An 8,338-nucleotide genomic window follows, 5' to 3' on the forward strand; every position below is an offset into this window, starting at 1 on the left:
ATAAAACTACGGATAACGCCTACAAGTTGGGTTATCCGTAGTTTTTGTTTAATATTATTATTTTTCACGAACAATAGATTTAACTTTTTCAATATCTCTTTCAACAAAGTCACCTGGATGTTGAGTCAATAAACTCACTACATATGTAACGATGACACTAATAATGAATCCTGGAATAATTTCATACATTCCGAAAATTTCATTTATACTCGCTAAAGGTTTAATCCAAGCAATCCATATAATTACCACAAGGGCACCTGCTACCATACCGCTGATAGCACCAGCTCGTGTAAGCTTTTTCCAATAAAGTGAGAATAATACTAATGGACTGAAAGAAGCTCCAAAGCCGGCCCATGCGTTACCAACTAAGTTAAGTATTGTATCATTTGGAGACCAAGCAATCGCAATTGCTACAATTGCCACAACTAATACAGACAATCTACCAACTAACACGAATTCTTTTTGATGTGTTTTCACACGCTCTTCACCACGTATTAATTTATAAAAGTCTTCAGTTAATGAACTTGATGTTACTAATAGTTGTGATGAGATAGTGCTCATGATAGCTGCAAGAATGGCAGCTAATAAGAACCCGCCTACTAAAGGATGAAATAAAATTTGACTCATAATGATGAATAGTGTCTCAGGATCATCCATCTTAATATGATTATCTGGAATGAATGCGATACCAGTTAACCCTACGCCTACAGCACCAAGTAACCCTACAGTCATCCAACTTATACCTAAACGTCGAGCTTTGGGTAGCATTTTATGTGACTTTATAGACATAAATCTTACGATGATATGAGGTTGTCCAAAATAACCTAGACCCCATGCAAATAATGAAACAATGCCAAGAAAAGTTGTCCCTCTAAATAAATCCATATTTGTTGGCTTCATTTCAGCAACTCGAGAAAACGTATCCCACCCATTAAGTTGTAACATTGCAACAATAGGGACCATAACCATTGCAATTAACATGATTACACCTTGGAAGAAATCAGTTATAGATACGGCTAAATATCCTCCGAAAAAAGTATAAGCGATAACGATAACTGCAACTAAAATTAATCCAAAATGGTAATTTAGTCCAAACGCACTTTCAAATAGTTTACCACCTGATACAAACCCAGAGTGTGTATAAAGAGTAAAGAACACAACTATTATTAAACCAGAAATGATTTTAATAATATTTTCTTTATCGTTAAGTCGATTTTTGAAGAAATCAGGAAGGGTGATTGCATCACCTGCCACTTCAGTATAAACTCTCAACCTTGGTGCAACGACAAGATAGTTAACATATGCACCTAATGTGAGACCAATTGTTATCCATATTGCTGATAAACCAGTGCTATAGACAGAACCAGGTAGTCCCATTATCATCCAGCCACTCATATCTGATGCACCTGCAGATAAAGCAGTGATATATGGTCCGATACTACGTCCACCAAGCATATATTCACTTAAATTACCTGTAGCTTGTTTGTAGCCGTAATATCCAATGATAAGTAAAATAATAAAATAAATCGCAATCATTATGTATGTTTGCCAATTGGTATTAACTTGACTAGGCAAGCTTGCTCCTAAAATAAGCACAAAGAAATACCCCCTTTTTTTATATGGTGTAAAGACTTAGATGACTTATAAACATTAGTAAATTTCAATTACATGAGTATGCAACTTTTTTAAATGATTTAGTTACATGTAATATTATACAATGTGGTGAATGGTTTAGAGAAGTATAAATTTTAATTTTTAAAAAGAAAAATACTTTCAAAGCACAATAGTAAGCGTTTTCAAAATGTAAAAAAGTTTATTGATTTTATTATACGTAATATGCATATTAAAGATTATAAATATTTTTTATATATAATTTAGGTCAGTATTTTCGTTAAATTAATAATTGAGTTACATTATTTATAAAGTGTTTATTAATTACTTACCTATGAATTAATCATCAATAATGTCATGAAGTTATGTTGTCTCAATAAATATTTAGATTTTTAAGTGAAAATTTGATACAATTTTATGATGAATGAGTAATAAGGAGGCTTTTAATAAATGACTAAAGTTACACGTGAAGAGGTTGAACATATAGCACATTTAGCAAGACTTCAAATTTCTGAAGAAGAAACTGAAGAAATGGCTAATACACTTGAAAGTATCTTAGATTTTGCTAAACAAAATGACACAGCAGATACAGAAGGTATTGAACCAACTTATCATGTATTAGATTTGCAAAATGTGTTACGTGATGATGAAGCAATCGAGGGCATTCCTCAAGAACTTGCATTAAAAAATGCTAAAGAGACAGAAAATGGTCAATTTAAAGTACCAGCTATCATGAATGAGGAGGAAGCTTAAGATGAGTATTCGTTATGAATCAGTTGAAAAATTATCAGAAATGATTAAAAACAATGAGATTAAGCCTTCAGAAGTTGTCAAAGACATCTATGATGCAATTGAAGAAACGGATCCTACTATTAAATCATTTTTAGCACTAGATAAAGATAATGCTATTAAAAAAGCGAAAGAATTAGATGAATTACAAGCAAAAGGTCAAATGGAAGGTAAATTGTTTGGTATTCCTATGGGAATTAAGGACAACATCATTACTAAAGATGTGGAAACAACATGTGCTAGTAAGATGTTAGAAGGATTTGTTCCAATCTATGAATCTACTGTAATGAACAAACTACATGATGAAAATGCGATTCTAATCGGTAAACTGAACATGGATGAATTTGCTATGGGTGGTTCAACTGAAACATCATATTTCAAACAAACTGTTAACCCATTCGATCATACAGCTGTACCAGGTGGTTCGTCAGGTGGTTCAGCAGCAGCAGTTGCAGCAGGTTTAGTACCATTCAGTCTAGGTTCAGATACTGGTGGTTCAATTCGACAACCAGCAGCATATTGTGGTGTAGTTGGTATGAAACCAACTTACGGACGTGTATCACGTTTCGGTTTAGTTGCTTTTGCATCTTCATTAGACCAAATTGGTCCAATTACAAGAAATGTTAAAGATAACGCTATCGTTCTAGAGACAATTTCAGGCGTTGATAGAAATGATTCTACAAGTGCACCAGTTGAAGACGTTGACTTTACTTCAGAAATTGGTAAAGACATTAAAGGCTTAAAAGTTGCTTTACCAAAAGAATATTTAGGTGAAGGTATCAATGAAGATGTTAAAGAAGCTGTTAAGAATGCAGTTGAAACACTTAAATCTCTAGGTGCAGAAGTTGATGAAGTATCACTTCCAAATACGAAATATGGTATTCCATCATATTATGTTATCGCGTCATCAGAAGCATCAGCGAACTTAGCTCGCTTTGATGGTATACGCTATGGCTACCATTCAAAAGAAGCCCAATCATTAGAAGAATTATATAAAATGTCTAGATCTGAAGGATTTGGTGCTGAAGTTAAGCGTCGTATCTTCCTAGGTACATTTGCATTAAGTTCTGGTTATTATGATGCTTACTATAAAAAATCACAAAAAGTTAGAACATTAATCAAGAATGACTTTGATAAAGTTTTTGAAAACTATGATGTTGTTGTAGGTCCAACTGCACCAACTACTGCGTTTAACTTAGGTGATGAAATCGATGATCCATTAACTATGTATGCTAATGACTTATTAACTACACCTGTTAACTTAGCTGGTTTACCAGGTATTTCTGTTCCTTGTGGGCAATCAAACGGTAGACCAATTGGCTTACAATTTATCGGTAAACCTTTTGATGAAAAGACGTTATATCGTGTGGCATATCAATATGAAACACAATTCAATTTACATGACGCATATGAAAAATTATAAGGAGTGGAAATAATGCATTTTGAAACAGTTATCGGACTTGAAGTTCACGTTGAGCTAAAAACAGACTCAAAAATGTTCTCTCCATCACCAGCACATTTTGGAGCTGAACCTAACTCAAATACAAATGTTATTGATTTAGCATATCCTGGTGTATTACCGGTTGTTAATAGACGTGCTGTAGACTGGGCTATGCGTGCATCAATGGCTTTAAATATGGATATCGCTACAAATTCTAAATTTGACCGTAAAAACTATTTCTATCCAGATAATCCTAAAGCTTATCAAATTTCTCAATTTGATCAACCAATTGGGGAAAATGGTTATATTGATATTGAAGTAGATGGTGAAACAAAACGTATCGGAATCACACGTCTTCACATGGAAGAAGATGCTGGTAAATCAACACATAAAGATGGATACTCTTTAGTAGACTTAAACCGTCAAGGTACACCATTAATTGAAATTGTATCTGAACCAGATATTAGATCCCCTAAAGAAGCTTATGCTTATTTAGAAAAATTACGTTCAATTATTCAATATACAGGTGTATCAGACTGTAAAATGGAAGAAGGCTCATTACGTTGTGATGCCAACATTTCATTACGTCCTTATGGACAAGAAGAGTTCGGTACAAAAACTGAATTAAAAAACCTAAATTCATTTAACTATGTTAGAAAAGGTTTAGAGTACGAAGAAAAACGCCAAGAAGAAGAATTATTAAACGGCGGTACAATTGGACAAGAGACACGCCGCTTTGATGAATCAACTGGTAAAACAATCCTTATGCGTGTTAAAGAAGGCTCAGATGACTACCGTTACTTCCCTGAACCTGACATTGTACCTTTATACGTAGATGAAGAATGGAAAGAGTGTGTACGTCAAACAATCCCTGAATTACCAGATGAGCGTAAAGCTAAATATGTAAATGATTTAGGTTTACCTGAATACGATGCGCACGTATTAACACTTACTAAAGAAATGTCTGATTTCTTTGAAGGTGCTATTGAAAAAGGTGCAGACGTTAAGTTAACTTCAAACTGGTTAATGGGTGGCGTTAATGAATATTTAAATAAAAACCAAGTTGAGTTACAAGATACTAAATTAACACCAGAAAACCTTGCTGGTATGATTAAACTTATTGAAGATGGTACGATGAGTAGTAAAATCGCTAAAAAAGTTTTCCCAGAATTAGCTGAAAATGGTGGCGATGCTAAACAAATTATGGAAGATAAAGGTTTAGTTCAAATTTCTGATGAAGCTACTTTAACTAAATTCGTCACTGAAGCTTTAGATAATAATCCTCAATCTGTTGAAGATTATAAAAATGGTAAAGGGAAAGCAATGGGCTTCTTAGTTGGTCAAATTATGAAAGCATCTAAAGGCCAAGCTAATCCTCAAAAAGTAAACCAAATATTAAAACAAGAATTAGATAAACGTTAATTAAAGATTTAAACATAATGAATTAAAGCATCATTTAAGGTTTGTTTCCTATCATGGTTAGGGAACAAGCCTTTTAATTTTGGTGTGTGGTGTTTTTAGTTCAATTATTTTTAATGTTATAACTGCTTTGATTATTTAATTGTAAATAGTGTAATAAATGTATTTTAAAGATTATTGATTTAAATACTTCCAACTCTCCTATAAATCATTTAATATAAGAATATGTATAAAAAGATGAGGGATAATTTATGAGAAAATGTGCAAGAATCATTTATAATCCAACTTCTGGAAAGGAACTTTTTAAAAGAACTTTACCAGATGTTTTAATTAAATTAGAACGTGCCGGTTATGAGACAAGTGCTTATGCTACTGAGCGTGAAGGCGATGCAACGCTTGAAGCTGAACGTGCACTTAAAAGAGATTATGATATTATTATAGCAGCTGGTGGAGATGGCACACTTAATGAAGTTGTTAATGGCATAGCTGAACAACCCAATCGTCCTAAATTAGGTATCATCCCTATGGGGACAGTGAATGATTTCGGTAGGGCCTTACACTTACCAAGTGATATTATGGGTGCTGTTGATGTTATTATTGATGATCACACGACAAAAGTTGATATAGGAAAAATGAATAATCGTTATTTCATCAATTTAGCAGCTGGTGGTCAATTAACTCAAGTTTCATATGAGACGCCAAGTCGATTAAAATCAATTGTAGGTCCCTTTGCGTATTACATTAAAGGATTTGAAATGTTACCTCAGATGAAAGCTGTAGATTTGCGTATAGAATATGATAATCAAGTTTTTCAAGGTGAGGCATTATTATTCTTATTGGGACTGACAAACTCAATGGCAGGATTTGAGAAATTAGTTCCAGATGCTAAGTTAGACGACGGGCATTTCACATTAATTATTGTAGAAAAGGCTAACCTTGCTGAATTAGGACACATTATGACTTTAGCATCTCGCGGAGAACACATTAAACATCCAAAGGTTATTTATGAGAAAGCTAAATCAATTAATATCTCATCCTTTACTGAAATGCAACTGAATGTAGATGGTGAATATGGTGGTAAATTACCAGCTAATTTCTTGAATTTAAAAAGACATATCGAAGTATGTACGCCAAAAGATATATATAATGAGGAATTAACTGAAGATCAACAAGTCGAAGATGGCATTATTGAAGAGAAGCCATCGAATGAAGAAATTATTAAAAACAATGAAATATCAGAGTAAATTATACAGTTGAAGAGGTTGAGCAATAGTTTTGATGTCTTAGGTATGAAAAACAAAACCAAGATTAAACTACTCTAACCTCTTTTTATGTGGGGTGAAATAATGGAAACCATAAATAAAAATGAAATAAAACAAGGTAACGTTGTTGATTTAACACATGAAGGGCATGGTGTCATTAAAATCGACCGTTATCCGATATTTGTGCCAAATGCGTTAATTGGTGAAGTAATTAAATACAAAATTATTAAAGTGAAGAAAAATTTTGCTATTGGTAAGCTTCTTCAAGTTATTAAACCAAGTGAGCAACGCGTGGAACCGCCATGTAAATACTATTGGAAGTGTGGTGGTTGTCAATTGCAACACATGACTTATGATGCCCAATTGGCTATGAAGCAGTCACAAGTTACCAACTTATTCCATAGAAAAGCACAATTTAGCAATACAATCATTAACAAAACTATCGGTATGGATCATCCTTGGCATTACAGAAATAAATCACAGTTGCCAATTGGTAAAGATAGAGATGGAAAAGCAATTATAGGATATTATCGACAAAGAAGTCACGATATTATCGATATGGATAGTTGCTTAATTCAAGATGATGTACACCAAGACATTATGAATCACGTCAAACAATGGATTATTGATTACGATATTAGTGTTTATAATGAGAGTACAAAAAAAGGACTTTTAAGACATTTAGTTATTCGCACAGGTTATTATTCTGATGATAAGATGGTAGTTTTTGTAACAAATGGTAAAAATTTCCAGCAAGCTTCAATTTTAGTTGAAAAACTGAAAGAAACTTTTCCTAACATAACTAGCATTAAACAAAATATTAATAAAAGTCATTCTAATGTTATTATGGGGGAACAGTCTGTAACGTTATACGGCAAAGATAAGATTGCAGATCAACTTAGTGATACTACATTTAAGATAAGTGACCAATCATTCTACCAAATAAATTCTTCACAAACTGAAAAATTATATCAACAAGCAATAGAGTATGCGCAATTGACAGGTGAAGAAACAGTTCTTGATACATATTGCGGTATTGGTACGATAGGTTTATATATGGCTCCAGTAGAGAAACATGTTTATGGTGTTGAGGTTGTACCGTCAGCGATTAAAGATGCACAACAAAATGCGACTTTAAATGGATTTGAAAATACAACTTTTGTCTGTGGTAAAGCAGAAGAAGTCATTATAAAATGGAAACAACAAGGTATCAAACCAGATGTTGTTATGGTAGATCCACCTAGAAAAGGGTGCGATGAAACCTTCTTACAAACACTGCTCAAACTAAATCCTAAGCGTATTGTCTACATCTCTTGTAATCCTTCTACGCAACAAAGAGATGCTCAAATATTAGATTCACAATATGAATTGCAAGAAATTACACCTGTCGATATGTTTCCTCAAACAACACATGTAGAGACAGTTGCATTATTTGAAAGAAAATCTTAAACGTGAAATTTTAATACAAATATTAAGAAATGGTTACAGAGCATTAAATCTTATAAAAAAGTTTTTTTCTCAACATCGACTGTGTATACTATGGTTGAAAATTAACAGAGATTGGAGGTTATTATTGTGCAGAAAATTGATTTTTCACCAAATAGAATCAACTTACCTAAATTTATGGCAACTCAATTAGTAGTAATTTTATTTATGATAGTGTTTACTTATAAATGGGCATTTATGTTTACAACTATTCATGAACAAACATTTTTAGCTAACTTATTATACGGTATTTTAGGGTTTATAGTTATTTTAGGACTACATGAACTCATTCATAGAATTTCATTTTTTATTTTTTCAAGAGGGGAACAGC

The 8,338-nt window shown here is 32.9% G+C and carries 6 protein-coding genes and 1 pseudogene; 6 read left to right on the forward strand and 1 reads right to left on the reverse strand.

Annotated features, from left to right (window positions below):
• Window positions 1–57: 57 nt before the first annotated feature.
• Window positions 58–1,536 (reverse strand): sodium/proline symporter PutP, encoded by a 1,479-nt coding sequence (putP, locus tag NR218_RS04810; protein WP_406846242.1) that lies wholly within the window; start codon window positions 1,534–1,536, stop codon window positions 58–60.
• 525 nt (window positions 1,537–2,061) lie between these two features.
• On the opposite strand from putP, the gene gatC reads away from it, so the two are divergent.
• From gatC to NR218_RS04840, 6 genes and pseudogenes are all read left to right on the forward strand, one after another.
• Complete coding sequence (gatC, locus tag NR218_RS04815; protein WP_011275356.1) at window positions 2,062–2,364, forward strand: Asp-tRNA(Asn)/Glu-tRNA(Gln) amidotransferase subunit GatC; 303 nt, start codon at window positions 2,062–2,064, stop codon at window positions 2,362–2,364.
• A gap of 1 nt (window position 2,365) precedes the next feature.
• A complete protein-coding gene (gatA, locus tag NR218_RS04820) occupies window positions 2,366–3,823 on the forward strand; it encodes an Asp-tRNA(Asn)/Glu-tRNA(Gln) amidotransferase subunit GatA (protein ID WP_011275357.1) in 1,458 nt (485 codons plus the stop codon).
• Window positions 3,824–3,835: 12 nt separating this feature from the next.
• The gene (gene gatB, locus NR218_RS04825; protein WP_011275358.1) at window positions 3,836–5,263 is read left to right on the forward strand and encodes an Asp-tRNA(Asn)/Glu-tRNA(Gln) amidotransferase subunit GatB; all 1,428 of its coding nucleotides are present in this window, start codon (window positions 3,836–3,838) and stop codon (window positions 5,261–5,263) included.
• A 248-nt stretch (window positions 5,264–5,511) separates the two neighbouring features.
• The gene (locus NR218_RS04830; protein WP_011275360.1) at window positions 5,512–6,504 is read left to right on the forward strand and encodes a diacylglycerol kinase; all 993 of its coding nucleotides are present in this window, start codon (window positions 5,512–5,514) and stop codon (window positions 6,502–6,504) included.
• Between the two features lie 102 nt (window positions 6,505–6,606).
• The gene (gene rlmD, locus NR218_RS04835) at window positions 6,607–7,971 is read left to right on the forward strand and encodes a 23S rRNA (uracil(1939)-C(5))-methyltransferase RlmD (protein WP_053026353.1); all 1,365 of its coding nucleotides are present in this window, start codon (window positions 6,607–6,609) and stop codon (window positions 7,969–7,971) included.
• A gap of 126 nt (window positions 7,972–8,097) precedes the next feature.
• Window positions 8,098–8,338, forward strand: a pseudogene (locus NR218_RS04840) (DUF3267 domain-containing protein); the annotation flags it as partial.

It is taken from the genome of Staphylococcus sp. SUC_1.2 (assembly GCF_026222585.1).